Below are 16,457 nucleotides of genomic sequence, written 5' to 3'. Positions count from 1 at the left end.
GGGTGTCGGCGGGGCGCGGATAGGCGAGAATAGAGAGCCCGGCGAGCCGTCGGGATCGTGGAGAGTCGAGTTATGGGGTTTGATCAGATTCGTCAGCGCCGTTTGTCTGACGATATTGTCGAGCGGCTTGAAGGAATGATCCTTGAAGGCACGCTGAAGTCCGGCGAACGCCTGCCCGCCGAGCGTGCCTTGGCCGAGCAGTTCGGCGTGTCACGCCCTTCGTTGCGCGAAGCGATTCAGAAACTGGCGGCCAAGGGTTTGCTGGTCAGTCGCCAGGGCGGTGGCAACTATGTGGTGGAGTCGCTGGGCTCAACCTTCAGTGATCCCCTGTTGCAGTTGTTGGAAAGCAATCCTGAGGCGCAACGTGATTTGCTGGAGTTTCGCCATACGCTGGAAGCTTCCTGCGCTTACTACGCGGCACAGCGGGCCACGGACGTGGACCGCGAGCGGCTGACGGCGGCGTTCGAGGAGCTTCAGGATTGCTATTCACGCCATGAAAATGTGAGTCGGGCTGAGGAGGGCGCGGCGGATGCGCGGTTTCACCTGGCCATCGCCGAAGCCAGTCACAATGCAGTGTTGCTGCATACGATTCGGGGTCTGTTCGATCTGCTCAGGCGCAACGTCGTCACCAACATTGGCGGCATGTACAAACAGCGCAGCGAAACCCGAGACATGCTCATCAGCCAGCATCGGGAGTTGTACCAGGCCATTATGGGCGGGCACGCCGAGCAGGCGCGGGAAGTCTCCAGCCGGCATATTCTGTATGTGCAGGAGGTGTTGGAAGAGGTGCGTCAGGAAGTGCAGCGGGTGGCGCGGGCAGAGCGGCGCAAGGGGATGTAGTCAGTGGGTTCTATAGTGATTGGACCCCTGTGGGAGCGAGCCTGCTCGCGAAAGCGGTCTGTCTGGCACATCAAGGTTGCATGTGCCTCCGTCATCGCGAGCAGGCTCGCTCCCACATTGGATCTTCAGCGAACGCATAACCCAGGCGAAAGAATCAGTCTTCCTTGCCCTTGTTGCGTACCGCGCGTTGCAGCTCGCGACCGGCGTCGCGTTCGCGCTCGGTATCACGCTTGTCGTATTCCTTCTTGCCTTTGCCCAGCGCAATTTCGCATTTGATCAAATGCTTGCTCCAGTACAACGACGTGCAGACGCAGGCGTAGCCTTTTTGCTGCACGGACGCGAAGAGCTTTTCCAGCTCGCGCTTGTTGAGCAGCAGCTTGCGCGAGCGTGTCGGATCGGCGATCACGTGGGTGCTGGCGGTGGTCAGGGGCGTGATATGGCTGCCCAGCAGCCAGGCCTCGCCGTCCTTGAGCAGCACATAACTGTCGACCAGTTGCGCCTTGCCTGCACGTAAGCTCTTTACTTCCCAGCCGGCCAGGACCATGCCAGCCTCGAAACGTTGTTCGATGAAGTAGTCGTGTCGCGCTTTTTTATTTTGCGCGATGGTCCCTGTGGGGTGTTTCTTCTGTTTAGCCATAGGGGCGGCATTATAGGCAGTTGCGGGCGTGTCGGCTACGGTGAAGCTACGTGCTTGAGCAGGTTGAATGAATCCCGGACAATGCGGCCTCTTTTTCGAACGCTTGGGCGTGATCACGATGTCGACAGACAAGGTTTCTGTCCACGGCAGTTGGGCTAGCCGCTGGGTCTTCATATTTGCCGCAACCGGTTCGGCCGTGGGGTTGGGCAGTATCTGGAAATTTCCCTACATGGTCGGCGTCTATGGTGGCGGTGCCTTTGTATTGATGTTTCTGGCGTGCATCGCGCTCATCGGCGCGCCGGTGATGCTGGCCGAAACCCTCATCGGTCGTCGCGCCCGACAAAGCCCGGCCAATGCCCTGAAGGTGCTGGCAGTGGAGGCCGGGCACTCGGCCAAGTGGTCGTGGGGCGCGTTTGCCGGAATGATCACGGCGCTGCTGATCCTGTCTTTCTACAGTGTGGTCGGCGGCTGGTCGCTGGACTACATCATCGATATGGGGCGCGGGGACTTTCAGGGTGTGACACCCGATCAGGTCGGCGCCTACTTTGGTGATGTGATCTCCGATCCCTGGCGGCTGACACTTTGGCATACGATTTTCATGCTGCTTTCTGCGGTGGTGATTGCCCGCGGGGTGGTTGCGGGGCTTGAGCGCAGCCTGCGAATAATGATGCCACTGCTGTTCGTGATGATCCTGGTATTGCTGGGCTACAGCATGACCACCGGGCACTTCATGGAAGGCGTTCACTTCATGTTCGATTTCCAGCCGGAGAAAGTCATGGATGGCCTGCTGCCGGCCATGGGGCATGCGTTTTTCTCCCTGAGCGTGGGGGTGGGCTCGATCATGATCTATGGCGCCTACATGCCCAAGAGCGCCTCGCTGACCAAGACCGTTGTAGGTGTCGCGCTGCTGGATACCTTTGTATCGTTGCTGGCCGGGCTGGCGTTGTTTCCGATTGTCTTCGCCGCCGGCCTGAACCCCAGCGAAGGGCCGGGGCTGATGTTCGTCAGCCTGCCATTCGCTTTCGGCAACATGGCATTTGGTCAATTCATGGGGGTGGTATTTTTTCTCCTGGTGGCCATTGCTGCCTGGAGTTCGGCCATTTCCCTGCTGGAACCCATGGTCGCTTATCTGGTGGAGCGAACCCGGCTCAGTCGCGCCTGGGTGACGTTCTGGCTGGCCTTTACCTGTTGGTTCGTTGGCCTGGGGACGGTGTTTTCCTTCAATATATGGAAGCAAGCGAAGTTTTTCGTGAACGAAGGCGGGATGTTCCATCTCTACCAGTGGGGAGCAACCGGAGGGCTGGATTTCTTCGGCGTGATTGATTTCTTCACATCACGGATCATGCTGCCGCTGGGTGGTTTGTGTTTCGTGGTGTTTGCAGGATGGGTCATGGGGCGTGAGGCGGTGCGTGACGAATTGTCGTTGCGCAGCCCTGTACTGTTTACCTTGAGCCTGTTCTTGATGCGCTATGTAGCGCCCATTGGCATTCTTGTAGTGTTTGCCGCCCAGCTGTGGAAGTGACGCTTACATGACGACACATATTCAACGCTCGGCCTTGCTGCCCTATCCGGCGCAGGCGTTGTACGACCTGGTCAACGATGTGGCAAGTTACCCGCAATTTTTGCCTTGGTGCTCGTCCGCCGAAGTGCTCGAAAGCTCTGAAGCCCATATGCGCGCCAGGCTCAATGTCGCCAAGGGCGGATTGAGCCAGCACTTTGTCACGCGCAACACCCTGGTGCCTGGACAGTCCATTGAAATGAACCTGGAAGAGGGGCCTTTCAATCAGCTCCACGGCGTCTGGGTGTTCAAGGCGCTGGGAGAGAAGGCCTGCAAGATCAGCCTGGATCTGTCGTTCGACTATGCAGGTCCGTTGGTGCGAGCCACGCTGGGGCCGTTGTTCAATCAGGCGGCCAATACCCTGGTCGACGCGTTCTGCCAGCGCGCCAAGCAAAACGCCGAGCTTGCCCGTTGATTGAGCTGGAAGTGGTGTATGCCGGCGTCGATCGTCAGGTCTTGCGCGTATTTTCCGTGCCGGAAGGCACCAGTGTTCGGGCGGCGTTAGAGGCGTCCGGCATTGCTGCTGAGTTTCCGCAACTGGATCTGGCCACTTGCCCGGTGGGGATTTTTGGCAAGGTGGTTGCCGATCCGGATCGCCAGGTGGTGCGGGCGGCTGATCGACTTGAAATTTATCGACCGTTATTGGCAGATCCAAAAGAGATTCGGCGGCTGCGTGCCGCCAAGGCCGCCCAGGCGCGCCAAGCTGATCAATAGTCAGCTCTGAATTGCAGGCAATAAAAAACCCGGTAAGCCGGGTTTTTTATTGAGCAATTTATTGCGGCGAAGTATCCAGTGGTTCTGGCGTCGGGACCGGTACGGTCTCGACGTTGTCCACGTCCTTCTGGATCTGATCGAGCAACGAGCCTGGCTTGACCGGTTTTTCCGGTTTCGGCTGCTCGGCATTCTGGGTTGGGTCGGTCACTGTAGTGCCGCTGTCCTGGCCCATAATGGCCTCGTCGCGGCTCACGCCGGGCATGAAATCGCCAGACAGGCTGACAAGTTGGTCATTGGCGTTGAAGATAACGCTGATGCGTTCCTGTTGGCGTTCACCACCACCTGGTTGCAGGCTGTACAAATAATCCCAGCGATCGGCATGGAACGTGTCGGTCAGCAGAGGGTTACCCATGATAAACCGTACTTGCCGACGGGTCATTCCCGGGCGTAACTGGTCTATCATGTCCTGCGTGACGACATTGCCCTGCTGGATGTCGATTTTGTAAACCCCGGGGAATGAACAACCGGCGAGTGCGAGCAGTCCCACAAAGGTGAAACTGGTTAGCAAGAGCTTGGTGTTTTGCATCGGTGGGCGACTTCCACTATCTTGGCTGGGACAACGTAAACGCCGATCATACCCGCATTAAGAGAAGCTGCGAAGCAGCATCGCGAGAAAGCTGACCATGGTTGAAAATAGCGAACTACGCAAAGCCGGCCTCAAAGTGACCCTGCCACGGGTCAAAATTCTGCAGATGCTCGATTCCGCCGAGCAACGCCACATGAGTGCCGAGGATGTCTACAAGGCGCTTATGGAAGCTGGCGAGGACGTCGGTCTGGCCACGGTTTACCGTGTCCTGACTCAGTTCGAGGCGGCGGGGCTGGTGGCTCGTCACAATTTCGATGGCGGTCATGCGGTCTTCGAATTGGCCGATGGGGAACATCACGACCACATGGTGGACGTGGAAACCCGTGAGGTCGTCGAATTCACTTGTCCGGCAATCGAAAAGCGCCAAAAGGAAATTGCTGAAGAGCATGGCTTCGAGTTGATCGATCACCATCTCGTCTTGCATGTGCGCAAGAGAAAGCCGGTTTAAAGCTGTTGAAACGCAAAAAGGCGACCCCAGGGTCGCCTTTTTGCGTTTGGGCTGTTCAGATTTTTGCCGCGACGACCATTTTTTTCGCGTGAGCCAGGGACTCCTTGGTGAGGTCGATGCCGCCCAGCATCCGTGCCACTTCTTCCACGCGCTCGTTCTTGTTCAGCTTGGACACGGCGGTGCGAGTGGCGTCCTCGTCACGCACCTTGTGCACAAATAAATGCTGGTGTCCTTGGGCTGCTACCTGGGGCAGGTGAGTCACTGTTAGCACCTGGCCGCGCTCCCCGAGTCGACGCAGCAACTGGCCGACAATTTCCGCCGTAGGGCCGCCAATGCCCACGTCTACTTCGTCGAATACCAGCGTCGGTATGCGAGAGGTTTGTGCGGTGATGACCTGGATGGCCAGACTGATTCGTGACAACTCGCCGCCGGAGGCGACTTTGGCCAGGGCCTTGAGCGGTTGGCCAGGGTTGGCGCTGACCAGCAACTCCACCTGCTCCAGCCCGTTGGGCTGAAGCTCGTCCCCCGCGTTGGGGTGCAGCTCGATGGTGAAGCGCCCGCCGGGCATGCCCAGGCGCTGGATTTCCTGCTCAACGGCACTGGCCAGCCCGGTCGCGGCCTGCTGACGCAGCTCACTGAGCTCCCTGGCTTTTTCCTGATAATGACGGGCATAGGACGCCAGTTCGTCTCCCAGGCGCTCAATGGATTCGTCGTTGGCGTTCAGGGTTTCCAGCTCTTCAAGCAGGCGCTGCTGCAGTTCGGCGACATCGGTTGGCTGGACGCGATGCTTGCGCGCCAGCGTATAGATAGTGTCCAGGCGTTCTTCCAGATATTGCAGGCGCGCCGGGTCGGCGTCGAAATGATCCAGAAACCGGTTCAGTTCCCCGACGGCCTCCTCGACCTGGATCTGTGCGCTCGTGAGCAGATTGGTCGCTTCGCTCAGGGCACCTACCGAATTGTTGACGCTGGACAGCCGGTTCAGGCTGGCGGTCAGCGCATTGAGCACGTTCCCCGAGTCGCTTTCACTGCATTGCTCGACCACTTGCCGGCAAATGCCCAGCAGCGTTTCGGCATTGGTGAGGTTCTTGTGTTCCTGTTCCAGTTCCGCCAGCTCGTTTTCACCCAGGGCCAGGTTCTCCAGCTCTTCGAGCTGATAACTCAGCAACTGGTGGCGGGCACGTTGTTCGTCGCCGGAGTTGGAGAGGCGATCCAGTTCCTGGCGGGTCTGGCGCCATCGCTGGGCGGCCAGTTGAACCTGGCGGGCCAGATCGGTGGCGCCGGCGTATTCGTCGAGCAGGCGGCGATGGGTCTCGGTCTTGAGCAGGGACTGGTGTTCATGCTGGCTGTGAATGTCGATCAGCAGCTCGCCCAGGGCCTTGAGGTCGCCGAGGGGGCAGGGCGTACCGTTGATGTAACCCCGGGAGCGGCCTTCGGCGGTGATGACCCGGCGCAATATGCACAGGCCGTCGGTATCCAGGTCACGTTCCGCCAGCCAGGCGCTGGCCTCGGGGATGTCGATCAGGTCGAAGGTGGCCAGGATGTCGGCCTTGTCCGCACCGGGGCGTACCACGCCGCTGTCGGCGCGATCGCCCAGCGTCAGGCCCAGGGCGTCGAGCATGATCGATTTGCCGGCACCGGTTTCACCGGTGATCACGCTCATGCCCCGATCGAGCTCGAGGTCGAGGTGTTCGACGATGGCGTAGTTGTGTACGGACAGGTGCACCAGCATAAAGGCCGCTCCCAGGCTTAGGTCTGGTTATTTATACAGTGTTTTGTTTCGGCCTGACAATGCCTTCGCTTAGCTCGATTTGCTTGGGTGGAAGACTTTCTTAGCGCCGGGAGGAATGAATATGCAGGGGTTTTTTGTAAGGTTAATTCGTCGGACCGCCCTTGAAGCTGGAAAACACGGCCCCATATACCGGGGCAGAAGCGCGAGTTGAGCTCGCGGACGAAGTTGAAAGGAGAAATCTATGGCTGACGAACAGACGCAGGACACGCAAAATCTAGACGCCAATCAGGCTCCCCAGGATTCGGGTGACGACCTGGCGACACGTGTACAAGTGCTCGAAGAGCAACTGGCCGGTGCGCAGGATCAGGCGCTGCGTGTAGCCGCCGACCTGCAGAATGTCCGCCGTCGCGCCGAGCAAGATGTTGAAAAAGCTCATAAATTCGCCCTGGAGCGGTTCGCAGGCGACCTGTTGCCGATCATCGACAGTCTGGAGCGCGGCCTGGAGCTGTCCAATCCGGACGACGAAAACATTCGTCCGATGCGTGAAGGCATCGAGCTGACCCTGAAGATGTTCCAGGACACGCTCAAGCGCTATCAGCTTGAAGCCATTGATCCGCATGGCGAGCCCTTCAATGCCGAGCACCATCAGGCCATGGCGATGCAGGAAAGTGCGGACGTCGAGCCCAACAGCGTATTGAAGGTTTTCCAGAAGGGCTACCTGCTCAACGGTCGCTTGCTGCGCCCGGCCATGGTTGTGGTCAGCAAGACGCCGGCGCCGGTTTCGCCTTCTATTGATGAGCAGGCTTGAAATTTAGCGCAGCGGCCCCATTTAGAAGTCAAGCGTTTAAGTGCTACCGCAGTTAGCCACCACTGCTGCGGCAACAAAATCCAAGTTCCGGGAGAGTTAACATGGGCAAGATTATCGGTATCGACCTGGGGACCACCAACTCGTGCGTCTCCGTGCTGGAAAACGGCAAGGCCAAAGTAATTGAAAACGCTGAGGGCGCGCGTACTACGCCGTCGATCATCGCGTACGCCAACGATGGCGAAATTCTGGTTGGCCAGTCGGCCAAGCGTCAGGCAGTGACCAATCCGCATAACACCCTCTACGCGGTGAAGCGTCTGATCGGTCGCAAGTTCGACGAAGAAGTTGTTCAGAAAGACATCAAGATGGTGCCTTACAAAATCGCCAAGGCTGACAACGGCGACGCCTGGGTTGAAGTGAACGGCCAGAAAATGGCGCCGCCACAGATCTCGGCGGAAATCCTGAAGAAAATGAAGAAAACCGCCGAAGACTATCTCGGCGAAGCGGTGACCGAAGCGGTAATCACTGTTCCGGCCTACTTCAACGACAGCCAGCGTCAGGCGACCAAAGACGCCGGCCGCATCGCGGGCCTGGACGTCAAGCGCATCATCAACGAACCAACCGCGGCCGCTCTGGCTTACGGTATGGACAAGGCCAAGGGCGATCACACCGTGATCGTTTATGACCTGGGTGGCGGTACCTTCGACGTCTCCGTGATCGAGATCGCTGAAGTCGATGGTGAGCACCAGTTCGAAGTACTGGCCACCAACGGTGACACCTTCCTCGGTGGTGAGGACTTCGACATTCGTCTGATCGACTACCTCGTCGACGAATTCAAGAAAGAAAGCGGCATGAACCTCAAGGGTGACCCGCTGGCCATGCAGCGTCTGAAAGAAGCTGCCGAAAAAGCCAAGATCGAGCTGTCCTCGAGCCAGTCGACCGACGTGAACCTGCCGTACATCACTGCAGATGCCACGGGGCCGAAGCACCTGAACGTGAAAATCTCCCGCGCCAAGCTCGAAGCGCTGGTGGAAGACCTGGTTCAGCGCACCATCGAACCTTGCCGCATTGCAATGAAGGACGCCGGTATCGACGTTGGCTCGATCAACGACGTGATCCTGGTCGGCGGCCAGACCCGTATGCCGCTGGTTCAGAAGCTGGTAACCGATTTCTTCGGTAAAGAAGCGCGTAAAGACGTGAACCCGGACGAAGCCGTTGCCATGGGTGCCGCCATCCAGGGTGCTGTTCTGGCCGGTGACGTGAAAGACGTTCTGCTGCTCGACGTCAGCCCGCTGACCCTGGGTATCGAAACCATGGGTGGCGTGATGACTGCGCTGATCGAGAAAAACACTACGATTCCTACCAAGAAATCCCAAGTGTTCTCGACCGCCGATGACAACCAGAACGCCGTGACCATTCACGTGCTGCAGGGTGAGCGCAAGCAAGCCGCGCAGAACAAGTCCCTGGGCAAGTTCGACCTGGCCGAGATTCCGCCAGCTCCACGTGGCGTGCCACAAATCGAAGTGACCTTCGACATCGACGCCAACGGCATCCTGCACGTTGGTGCGAAAGACAAGGCCACCGGCAAGACCCAGTCGATCGTGATCAAGGCCAACTCCGGTCTGTCCGAGGAAGAAATTCAGCAGATGGTTCGCGATGCTGAAGTCAACGCCGAAGAAGACCGCAAGTTCGAAGAGCTGGCCAGTGCCCGCAACCAGGGTGATGCCCTGGTGCACTCGACTCGCAAGATGGTCGCTGATGCTGGCGATAAAGTGACCGCTGAAGAGAAAACCGCCATCGAGGCAGCTGTGGTTGCTCTTGAAGCGGCTGTCAAAGGTGACGACAAGGCGGCCATCGAGGCGAAGATCGAAGAACTGTCCAAGGTCTCCGCTCCAGTGGCTCAGAAGATGTACGCCGAGCAGGCTCAGCCGGCTGAAGGCGCAGCGCAGCAAGGCGAGTCGGCCGAAAAAGCCGATGATGTCGTTGATGCCGAGTTCGAAGAAGTGAAAGACCACAAGTAATCGCTTGTTGGTCGGCCGGTTGACTGCATTTGTGCGGTGACTGGTAGGATGTCGCCGCGCGGGAGCTTGCTCCCGCGTTGGCGTGTCTGGAGTCAGTGAATTTTTACAGCATGCGACAGCGTTCGGATGCTGGCGGCGTGATCGGGAATGCTCCTGCTTTCCGAGCGAGAGACGCCGCGTTTTGGCCGGTTCCCTGGCTGAAAGATGTGGGTTTGTACGGAAAGTCGCACTTTTCGTTCAAGGCCCAAGACCAGGATCGTTGAATTGACGTGAGTTGGGTCCGGGCCTGTATTGGGGCTCAACGAGTTTGGCAAGGTTCAGGAGAGGTTTGCCGGACGTCCTATAAGAGTGCAAAGACTAATGGCAAAGCGTGACTATTACGAAGTATTGGGTGTCGAGCGTGGTTCAAGCGACGCGGACCTGAAAAAGGCCTACCGTCGTCTGGCAATGAAGCACCACCCGGACCGTAATCCCGACGACAAAGCGTCGGAAGAGTTGTTCAAGGAAGCCAACGAGGCTTACGAAGTACTGTCCGATTCCAGCAAGCGTGCGGCTTACGACCAGTACGGTCATGCCGGTGTCGACCCGAGCATGGGCGGCGGCGGTGCCGGTTTTGGCGGGCAGAACTTCTCCGATATTTTTGGCGACGTGTTCAGCGACTTCTTCGGTGGGGGTCGCGGTGGTGCTCGTGGCGGCGCCCAGCGCGGCAGCGATTTGCGCTACACGCTGGAGTTGAACCTGGAAGAGGCGGTGCGCGGTACCACCGTCAACATCCGCGTTCCCACGCTGGTCAATTGCAAGCCGTGTGACGGTTCGGGCGCCAAGAAGGGCTCCTCGCCCGTCACCTGTCCGACTTGCGGCGGCATCGGTCAGGTGCGCATGCAACAGGGTTTCTTCTCTGTGCAGCAGACCTGTCCGCGTTGCCATGGCCAGGGCAAGATCATTTCCGATCCGTGCGATTCCTGCCACGGCGAAGGGCGCGTCGAAGAGTACAAGACGCTGTCGGTGAAAGTGCCGGCCGGTGTCGATACTGGTGACCGCATCCGTTTGTCTGGCGAAGGCGAGGCGGGTGCTCAGGGCGGTCCGACTGGCGACCTGTACGTGGTCATCAATGTGCGTGAGCACGCGATCTTCCAGCGCGACGGCAAGCATTTGTTCTGCGAAGTGCCGATCAGTTTCGTCGATGCGGCCTTGGGCGGTGAGCTTGAGATCCCGACCCTCGATGGTCGCGTGAAGCTGAAAATCCCCGAGGGCACGCAAACCGGCAAGCAATTCCGGATTCGCGGCAAGGGTGTTGCGCCGGTGCGTGGCGGCGGTGCGGGTGACCTGATGTGCCGTGTTGCGGTGGAGACTCCGGTCAATCTGAGTCGGCGTCAGCGCGAATTGCTGGAAGAGTTCCGCAGCTCGCTGGCGGACGATAACAGCCACTCCCCGAAAACCACCGGTTGGTTCGAAGGCGTGAAGCGCTTCTTCGGCGATCTGTAAGGAGCTCGCATGCGACGTATAGCTGTGATGGGCGCTGCCGGGCGCATGGGCAAGGCGTTGGTCGAGGCGGTGCAGCAGCGCTCGCCGCTCTCGGGCCTGACAGCCGCTATCGTCCGGCCCGACAGTACGCTGGTCGGTGCTGATGCGGGCGAGCTGGCCTCCCTGGGGCGTATCGGGGTGCCGATGTCCGGTGGCCTGGAAAAGGTCTTGGATGAGTTCGATGTCCTGATCGATTTCACCCTGCCGCAAGTGATGCTGAAAAATCTGGCCATTTGCCGCAAGCATGGCAAGGCCATGGTCATTGGCACGACCGGGCTGGATGCTGCGCAAAAGCAGTTACTGGCCGAGGCTGGCAACGATATTCCGATCGTTTTTGCGGCGAACTTCAGCGTGGGTGTGAATCTGTCGTTGAAGCTGCTGGAGATGACGGCTCGGGTTCTGGGTGACGATGCGGATATCGAAATCATCGAGGCTCACCACCGACACAAGATCGACGCGCCTTCGGGCACGGCCCTGCGCATGGGCGAAGTGATTGCCGATACCTTGGGTCGCGATCTGCAGAAGGTGGCCGTCTACGGGCGCGAAGGGCATACCGGTGCCCGTGAGCGCGACACCATCGGTTTCGCCACGGTTCGTGGTGGGGATGTGGTGGGGGATCACACCGTGCTGTTCGCCACAGAGGGCGAGCGTCTGGAGATCACTCACAAGGCGTCAAGCCGCATGACCTTCGCCAAGGGTGCGGTGCGTGCCGCGTTGTGGCTGGATGGCCGCCCGGCTGGTCTGTACGACATGCAGGATGTTCTCGACCTGCGTTGATGTTCCGGTGTGCTGTCTGGCAAACCTTTTGCCAGACGCAGCGCCAGAAAGCGGGGTTCAGGTTATACTGAGCCCCGTTTTACACCGCCTCGCGACGACCTGTCGCATTCCCCTGCCTTTAAGGCTCATTAGCGGTGGACCAAAAAACCCTTTTTCTGTAAGCTACAGCTTTAGTGTGTCCACTAAAAGCGCGCAGAATAATTCAGTGAACAAGCGGGGTGACGTGTCCATACGTCACTCCGCTTTTTTACAACCTGCGATCGCCCTTTCAGGCTTTATTTACGGGAGGTCTTCTTGACTAAGCCAGCCATACTCGCCCTTGCTGATGGCAGCATTTTTCGCGGCGAAGCCATTGGAGCCGACGGCCAGACCGTTGGTGAGGTGGTGTTTAACACCGCAATGACCGGCTATCAGGAAATTCTTACCGATCCTTCCTACGCCCAGCAAATCGTTACTTTGACTTACCCGCACATCGGCAACACCGGCACCACGCCGCAAGATGCCGAGTCCGATCGTGTCTGGTCCGCTGGCCTGGTCATCCGTGATCTGCCGCTGGTAGCGAGCAACTGGCGTAACACCATGTCCCTGTCCGACTACCTGAAAGCCAACAACGTTGTGGCAATCGCCGGTATCGACACCCGTCGCCTGACCCGCATCCTCCGCGAGAAAGGCGCGCAGAACGGCTGCATCATGGCCGGTGACAACATCACCGAAGAAGCCGCCATCGCCGCTGCCCAGGGCTTCCCTGGCCTTAAAGGCATGGATCTGGCGAAAGTCGTCAGCACCAAGAAGCAGTATGAGTGGCGTTCCACGGTCTGGGACTTGAAAACCGACAGCCACGCGACGATCGAGGCTTCCGAGCTGCCGTACCACGTGGTTGCGTACGACTACGGCGTCAAGCTGAACATCCTGCGCATGCTCGTGGAGCGTGGTTGCCGCGTGACCGTGGTGCCGGCGCAAACCCCGGCGGCAGATGTCCTGGCCCTCAATCCTGACGGCGTGTTCCTGTCCAACGGCCCGGGTGACCCCGAGCCTTGCGACTACGCTATCCAGGCGATCAAGGACGTGCTGGAAACCGAGATCCCGGTGTTCGGCATCTGCCTCGGTCATCAGTTGCTGGCCCTCGCTTCGGGCGCCAAGACCTTGAAGATGGGTCACGGCCACCACGGCGCCAACCACCCGGTCCAGGACCTGGATACTGGCGTGGTGATGATCACCAGTCAGAACCACGGCTTTGCGGTGGATGAGGCGACCCTGCCGGCAAACGTGCGGGCGATCCACAAGTCGCTGTTCGACGGCACGCTGCAAGGCATCGAGCGTACCGACAAGAGCGCATTCAGCTTCCAGGGCCACCCTGAAGCGAGCCCTGGCCCGAACGATGTAGCGCCGCTGTTCGATCGCTTCATCACCGAGATGGCCAAGCGACGCTGACCGCGTGAAGCCTGAGGGCGGCCCCGAAACCGGTGGTCCCCTTGGGCGCTGCAAAGATTGTTCGACGGCCTAGCCGACTGACCTGCGGATTTGAGTGACAAACCCATGCCAAAACGTACAGACATAAAAAGCATCCTGATTCTCGGCGCTGGCCCGATCGTGATCGGCCAGGCCTGCGAATTCGACTACTCCGGCGCCCAGGCCTGTAAAGCCCTGCGCGAAGAGGGCTATCGCGTCATCCTGGTGAACTCCAACCCGGCCACCATCATGACCGATCCGGCCATGGCCGACGCCACCTACATCGAGCCGATCAAGTGGCAGACCGTTGCCAAGATCATCGAGAAGGAGCGCCCGGACGCACTGCTGCCGACCATGGGTGGCCAGACTGCATTGAACTGCGCCCTGGACCTGGAGCGTGAAGGCGTCCTGGAGAAGTTCGGTGTGGAAATGATCGGCGCCAACGCCGACACCATCGACAAGGCCGAAGACCGTTCGCGCTTCGACAAGGCGATGAAATCCATCGGCCTGGACTGCCCACGCTCGGGCATCGCCCACAGCATGGAAGAAGCCAACGCCGTCCTGGAACGCCTCGGCTTCCCGTGCATCATCCGTCCGTCCTTCACCATGGGCGGCACCGGTGGCGGCATCGCTTACAACCGTGAAGAATTCGAAGAAATCTGTGCCCGCGGTCTGGATCTGTCGCCGACCAAAGAGCTGCTGATCGACGAATCCCTGATCGGCTGGAAAGAATATGAAATGGAAGTTGTCCGCGACAAAAAGGACAACTGCATCATCGTCTGCTCCATCGAAAACTTCGACCCGATGGGCGTGCACACCGGTGATTCCATCACCGTCGCACCCGCCCAGACGCTGACTGACAAGGAATACCAGATCCTGCGTAACGCCTCCCTGGCGGTACTGCGCGAGATCGGCGTGGAAACCGGCGGCTCCAACGTCCAGTTCGGCATCTGCCCGAACACCGGTCGCATGGTGGTCATCGAGATGAACCCGCGGGTATCCCGTTCCTCGGCCCTGGCTTCGAAAGCCACCGGCTTCCCGATCGCCAAGGTCGCGGCCAAACTGGCTGTGGGTTACACCCTGGACGAACTGTCGAACGACATCACCGGTGGCAAGACCCCGGCGTCTTTCGAGCCGTCCATCGACTACGTCGTCACCAAGCTGCCACGTTTCGCCTTCGAGAAATTCGCCAAGGCCGACGCCCGCCTGACCACTCAGATGAAGTCGGTCGGTGAAGTCATGGCCATCGGCCGGACCTTCCAGGAATCCCTGCAGAAGGCTCTTCGCGGTCTGGAAGTAGGTGTTTGCGGCCTCGATCCGAAGCTGGACCTGAGCCACCCGGACGCCATGAGCGAGCTCAAGCGTGAGCTGACCGTGCCGGGCGCCGAGCGGATCTGGTACGTGGCGGACGCCTTCCGTGCCGGCATGACCGTCGAGCAGATCTTCGGCATGAACATGATCGACCCTTGGTTCCTGGTGCAGATCGAAGACCTGATCAAGGAAGAAGAGAAGGTCAAGACCCTGGGCATGTCCAGCATTGACCACGACACGATGTTCCGCCTCAAGCGCAAGGGCTTCTCCGACATGCGCCTGGCAAAACTGCTGGGTGTGACCGAGAAGAGCCTGCGCAGTCATCGTCACAAGCTTGAAGTGTTCCCGGTCTACAAGCGCGTGGACACTTGCGCCGCCGAATTCGCCACCGACACTGCTTACCTGTACTCCACGTACGAGGAAGAGTGTGAAGCCGCGCCGTCGACGCGTGACAAGATCATGATCCTGGGTGGCGGTCCTAACCGGATCGGCCAGGGCATCGAGTTCGACTACTGCTGCGTGCACGCGGCACTGGCCCTGCGCGACGACGGGTACGAGACCATCATGGTCAACTGCAACCCGGAAACCGTGTCCACCGACTACGACACCTCCGATCGCCTGTATTTCGAACCAGTGACCCTGGAAGACGTGCTGGAAATCGTCCGTGTCGAGAAGCCAAAAGGCGTGATCGTCCAGTACGGTGGCCAAACTCCTCTGAAGCTGGCGCGTGCCCTTGAAGCGGCCGGTGTGCCGATCATCGGGACCAGTCCGGATGCCATCGACCGTGCCGAAGACCGTGAGCGCTTCCAACAGATGGTGGAGCGTCTGAACCTGCGTCAGCCGCCTAACGCTACCGTGCGCAGCGAAGACGAAGCGATTCGCGCCGCCGCCAAGATCGGTTACCCGCTGGTGGTGCGGCCGTCCTATGTACTGGGCGGTCGGGCGATGGAAATCGTTTATCAGGAAGACGAACTCAAGCGCTACCTGCGTGAAGCGGTTCAGGTGTCCAACGACAGCCCGGTGCTGCTGGACCACTTCCTCAACTGCGCCATCGAAATGGACGTGGATGCGGTCTGTGACGGCAAGGACGTGGTGATCGGCGCGATCATGCAGCACATCGAGCAGGCCGGTGTTCACTCCGGTGACTCCGCTTGTTCGCTGCCGCCTTATTCGTTGCCGGCCCACATCCAGGACGAAATGCGCGAGCAGGTCAAGAAAATGGCCCTGGAGCTGGGCGTGGTCGGCCTGATGAACGTGCAACTGGCCCTGCAGGGCGAGGACATCTACGTCATCGAAGTCAACCCGCGCGCGTCCCGTACCGTACCGTTCGTCTCCAAGTGCATCGGTGTGTCCCTGGCGATGATCGCTGCACGGGTCATGGCCGGTAAGACCCTGAAAGAGCTGAACTTCACCAAGGAAATCATTCCGAACTTCTACAGCGTCAAAGAAGCGGTGTTCCCGTTCGCCAAGTTCCCTGGCGTGGACCCGATCCTTGGCCCTGAAATGAAGTCCACCGGCGAAGTCATGGGCGTGGGCGATACCTTCGGCGAAGCTTTTGCCAAGGCCCAGATGGGCGCCAGCGAAGTTCTGCCAACTGGCGGCACGGCGTTCATCAGCGTGCGTGATGACGACAAGCCGCTGGTTGCAGGCGTGGCCCGTGATCTGATCAACTTGGGCTTCGAAGTGGTCGCCACTGCCGGTACCGCCAAGCTGATCGAGGCGGCTGGCTTGAAGGTGCGCCGCGTGAACAAGGTGACCGAGGGGCGTCCGCACGTGGTCGACATGATCAAGAATGACGAAGTCACGCTGATCATCAACACCACCGAAGGTCGCCAGTCGATCGCCGATTCGTATTCCATTCGTCGCAACGCGCTGCAGCACAAGATCTACTGCACCACGACCATTGCTGCGGGCGAAGCTATCTGCGAAGCGCTCAAGTTCGGTCCCGAGAAGACCGTGCGTCGCTTGCAGGATCTACATGCAGGATTGAAGGCATGA

General features: G+C 59.4%; 14 protein-coding genes. 11 read left to right on the top strand and 3 right to left on the bottom strand.

Annotated features, from left to right (window positions below):
• The first annotated feature begins 72 nt into the window (after positions 1-72).
• Positions 73-840, top strand: coding sequence for an FCD domain-containing protein (locus MKS85_RS05610; RefSeq protein ID WP_047229074.1), 768 nt, complete (start codon positions 73-75; stop codon positions 838-840).
• Between the two features lie 154 nt (positions 841-994).
• Here MKS85_RS05610 and smpB read toward each other — a convergent pair whose 3' ends face one another.
• Positions 995-1,477: an SsrA-binding protein SmpB gene (gene smpB, locus MKS85_RS05605; RefSeq protein ID WP_047229073.1), complete on the bottom strand. Its 483-nt coding sequence runs from the start codon at positions 1,475-1,477 to the stop codon at positions 995-997.
• A 118-nt stretch (positions 1,478-1,595) separates the two neighbouring features.
• Here smpB and MKS85_RS05600 point away from each other — a divergent pair, with 118 nt between their 5' ends.
• Genes MKS85_RS05600 through MKS85_RS05590 form a run of 3 tightly spaced genes read left to right on the top strand, consistent with a single transcriptional unit; the run spans position 1,596 to position 3,749 of the window.
• The gene (locus tag MKS85_RS05600) at positions 1,596-2,999 is read left to right on the top strand and encodes a sodium-dependent transporter (RefSeq protein WP_047229088.1); all 1,404 of its coding nucleotides are present in this window, start codon (positions 1,596-1,598) and stop codon (positions 2,997-2,999) included.
• A gap of 7 nt (positions 3,000-3,006) precedes the next feature.
• On the top strand, positions 3,007-3,450 hold the full coding sequence (locus tag MKS85_RS05595; RefSeq protein ID WP_047229072.1) for a type II toxin-antitoxin system RatA family toxin: 444 nt from the start codon (positions 3,007-3,009) through the stop codon (positions 3,448-3,450).
• Positions 3,447-3,749 (top strand): RnfH family protein, encoded by a 303-nt coding sequence (locus tag MKS85_RS05590; protein WP_107321859.1) that lies wholly within the window; start codon positions 3,447-3,449, stop codon positions 3,747-3,749. Before MKS85_RS05595 ends, MKS85_RS05590 begins: the two co-directional genes overlap by 4 nt.
• A 58-nt stretch (positions 3,750-3,807) precedes the next feature.
• On the opposite strand, the gene MKS85_RS05585 is transcribed toward MKS85_RS05590, so the two are convergent.
• Entirely contained in the window at positions 3,808-4,335 is a 528-nt protein-coding gene (locus tag MKS85_RS05585) for an outer membrane protein assembly factor BamE (RefSeq protein ID WP_047229070.1), read from the bottom strand.
• A gap of 97 nt (positions 4,336-4,432) precedes the next feature.
• On the opposite strand from MKS85_RS05585, the gene fur reads away from it, so the two are divergent.
• A complete protein-coding gene (gene fur, locus MKS85_RS05580; RefSeq protein WP_076383526.1) occupies positions 4,433-4,843 on the top strand; it encodes a ferric iron uptake transcriptional regulator in 411 nt (136 codons plus the stop codon).
• Positions 4,844-4,898: 55 nt separating this feature from the next.
• Here the strand turns inward: fur and recN are convergent, their stop codons facing one another.
• A complete protein-coding gene (gene recN / locus MKS85_RS05575; RefSeq protein ID WP_188251001.1) occupies positions 4,899-6,572 on the bottom strand; it encodes a DNA repair protein RecN in 1,674 nt (557 codons plus the stop codon).
• Positions 6,573-6,813: 241 nt separating this feature from the next.
• On the opposite strand from recN, the gene grpE reads away from it, so the two are divergent.
• The 6 genes from grpE (at position 6,814) to carB (ending at position 16,457) form a co-directional block, all read left to right on the top strand.
• Positions 6,814-7,380, top strand: coding sequence for a nucleotide exchange factor GrpE (grpE, locus tag MKS85_RS05570; RefSeq protein WP_188251000.1), 567 nt, complete (start codon positions 6,814-6,816; stop codon positions 7,378-7,380).
• A gap of 101 nt (positions 7,381-7,481) precedes the next feature.
• On the top strand, positions 7,482-9,398 hold the full coding sequence (gene dnaK, locus MKS85_RS05565; RefSeq protein ID WP_047229066.1) for a molecular chaperone DnaK: 1,917 nt from the start codon (positions 7,482-7,484) through the stop codon (positions 9,396-9,398).
• A 360-nt stretch (positions 9,399-9,758) separates the two neighbouring features.
• On the top strand, positions 9,759-10,883 hold the full coding sequence (gene dnaJ, locus MKS85_RS05560; protein WP_047229065.1) for a molecular chaperone DnaJ: 1,125 nt from the start codon (positions 9,759-9,761) through the stop codon (positions 10,881-10,883).
• A 9-nt stretch (positions 10,884-10,892) separates the two neighbouring features.
• Positions 10,893-11,699 (top strand): 4-hydroxy-tetrahydrodipicolinate reductase, encoded by an 807-nt coding sequence (gene dapB, locus MKS85_RS05555; protein WP_107321860.1) that lies wholly within the window; start codon positions 10,893-10,895, stop codon positions 11,697-11,699.
• Positions 11,700-11,993: 294 nt separating this feature from the next.
• The gene (gene carA / locus MKS85_RS05550; protein ID WP_047229063.1) at positions 11,994-13,130 is read left to right on the top strand and encodes a glutamine-hydrolyzing carbamoyl-phosphate synthase small subunit; all 1,137 of its coding nucleotides are present in this window, start codon (positions 11,994-11,996) and stop codon (positions 13,128-13,130) included.
• Between the two features lie 105 nt (positions 13,131-13,235).
• On the top strand, positions 13,236-16,457 hold the full coding sequence (carB, locus tag MKS85_RS05545; RefSeq protein WP_047229062.1) for a carbamoyl-phosphate synthase large subunit: 3,222 nt from the start codon (positions 13,236-13,238) through the stop codon (positions 16,455-16,457).

It is taken from the genome of Pseudomonas sp. JL2 (genome assembly GCF_031570495.1).
Taxonomy (GTDB): domain Bacteria; phylum Pseudomonadota; class Gammaproteobacteria; order Pseudomonadales; family Pseudomonadaceae; genus Aquipseudomonas; species Aquipseudomonas rhizophila.
Note: the sequence above shows the minus strand (reverse complement) of the source record. Positions and strands in the feature narration are given on the sequence as shown.